The following is a 1552-nucleotide window of genomic DNA, read 5'->3' as shown; positions in this document are numbered from 1 at the left end:
GTTGTCTAATCGCAGATCATTGATCAAGTCTTTTTTGAATAGCCCGAAGACGCCATTGCTGTTTTTTGGACAGACAGCGAACAGGAGGCGATGTTACGATCGCGCTGCCTGGTCTTCTTCGCGCTGTTGATGATCGTTTGCCGGGAGGCATGGTTGTCTTCGCGGTCGACATCTGTTCGCCGCATTATGGATATTCGCAAGGCGAGGCCTTCCAATGTAATTAACGCAGTTTGCGTGGACGTTACGCACCTGCAACCCACGATAGCGGAATGGCCCGACCTACGTCCCGGCAGGGACGTCTCGGCGTGTCCGAAGAAAGGACGCAATCTGGTTGTGGCTCAATTTCAAGTCATGAGTGGTCTCCCATGCCATGCGGTGCGATCTCAGGCGGTCGCGCCGGCGGACCGATCAAAAGGCTCGCCGGTTTTCAGCATTGTGTGCATGATGACAGCGAGTTTGCGCGCCACGGCGACCGCGGCCCGCTTGAAGCCGACCTTTTTCCTGAGCTTCAGTCCCCAGGTTCGAAGCGTGCTGTCAGCAAGGGTTCTCGTTAGGATCACCACGGCAGCTTGATAAAGCAGACCCCGCAGATGGTTGTCGCCACGCCGCGATATATGCCCGTCAAAATCAACTTCTCCCGACTGGTAGCGCCGGGTGGTGAGACCGAGCCACGCACCAACTGAACGAGATGTCCTGAAGTTTTCCGGAGCCTCGATCGCTGAAGCGAAGGAGGCTGCGACAACCGAGCCAACACCCGGTATCGACACCAGCAGCTGACATGGCGCGCTTTCCCGCGCAGCGGCGACAAGCTGCCGATCAAGTTCCGCCGCCCGGTCGCGCACGGTGCGCCAGGTCTCGAGCAGAGGCAGGATAATCCGCTCCAGTCCCTTGTTATCGACAATCAGGTTTCGGACATTGGCTTCGAATACGCGGCCGGCACCCTTGGGAACGACCAGCCCGAATGTCTTCATCAGCCCACGGATCTGATTGGACAGCTCGGTTACGATCTTGATCAGCTGGCTGCGCGCGGCTACCAGTGTGCGGGTCAGCATGCTGTCATACTGCTTGACCCGCACCTCCCGGTAAAAGCCAACTTCTGCAAGCTGCGCCAGACCGTCTGCATCGTTCGCATCGGTCTTGTTCGGCGCCATGTCGAGCGCCGCTTTGGCGTGACGGGCATCGATGCAGATCGCCGGCAGGCCTTCCCCCGTCAGCGCATGATAGAACCAGACCGATAAGGGGCCGGTCTCGAAGACGATCTTCTTCGCGTTGGGCGCACGCTTGCAGATCACTTCGGCCAGCAACTTCGGATCAGATGGGCATTTGCCGCGCCAGCTCCGCTTGCCATTCTGCCGCACCGAGATCGAGGTCTCTTTCAATGACACATCAAGGCCGATAAATTGGTCCATGGTTGTTGTTCTCCGATTGCTGCTGGGCCCGGGTCCGACTCGTGAGCCCGTTTTTCATCATATCGGGGAACAACCGCCGCCTATGCGCAAGGGCTACAAAGCGGCACGTGGACGCGGCTCCCGCGATTACCCCATGTAATTAC

1 protein-coding gene is annotated in these 1552 nt (G+C 58.4%); it reads right to left on the bottom strand.

Annotation, left to right across the window (positions count from 1 at the left end):
- Nucleotides 1-383: 383 nt before the first annotated feature.
- Nucleotides 384-1409 (bottom strand): IS110 family RNA-guided transposase, encoded by a 1026-nt coding sequence (locus ACFFNA_RS39380; RefSeq protein ID WP_095090353.1) that lies wholly within the window; start codon nucleotides 1407-1409, stop codon nucleotides 384-386.
- Nucleotides 1410-1552: the final 143 nt, after the last annotated feature.

The organism is Mesorhizobium kowhaii (genome assembly GCF_042431665.1).
Lineage (GTDB): Bacteria > Pseudomonadota > Alphaproteobacteria > Rhizobiales > Rhizobiaceae > Mesorhizobium > Mesorhizobium kowhaii.
This window is presented reverse-complemented; position numbering and strand designations above follow the sequence as displayed.

Bases quoted from the DNA above. Each gene is read 5' to 3' on its own strand.
- ACFFNA_RS39380 (WP_095090353.1), bottom strand. From the start codon at position 1,409: ATGGACCAATTTATCGGCCTTGATGTGTCATTGAAAGAGACCTCGATC.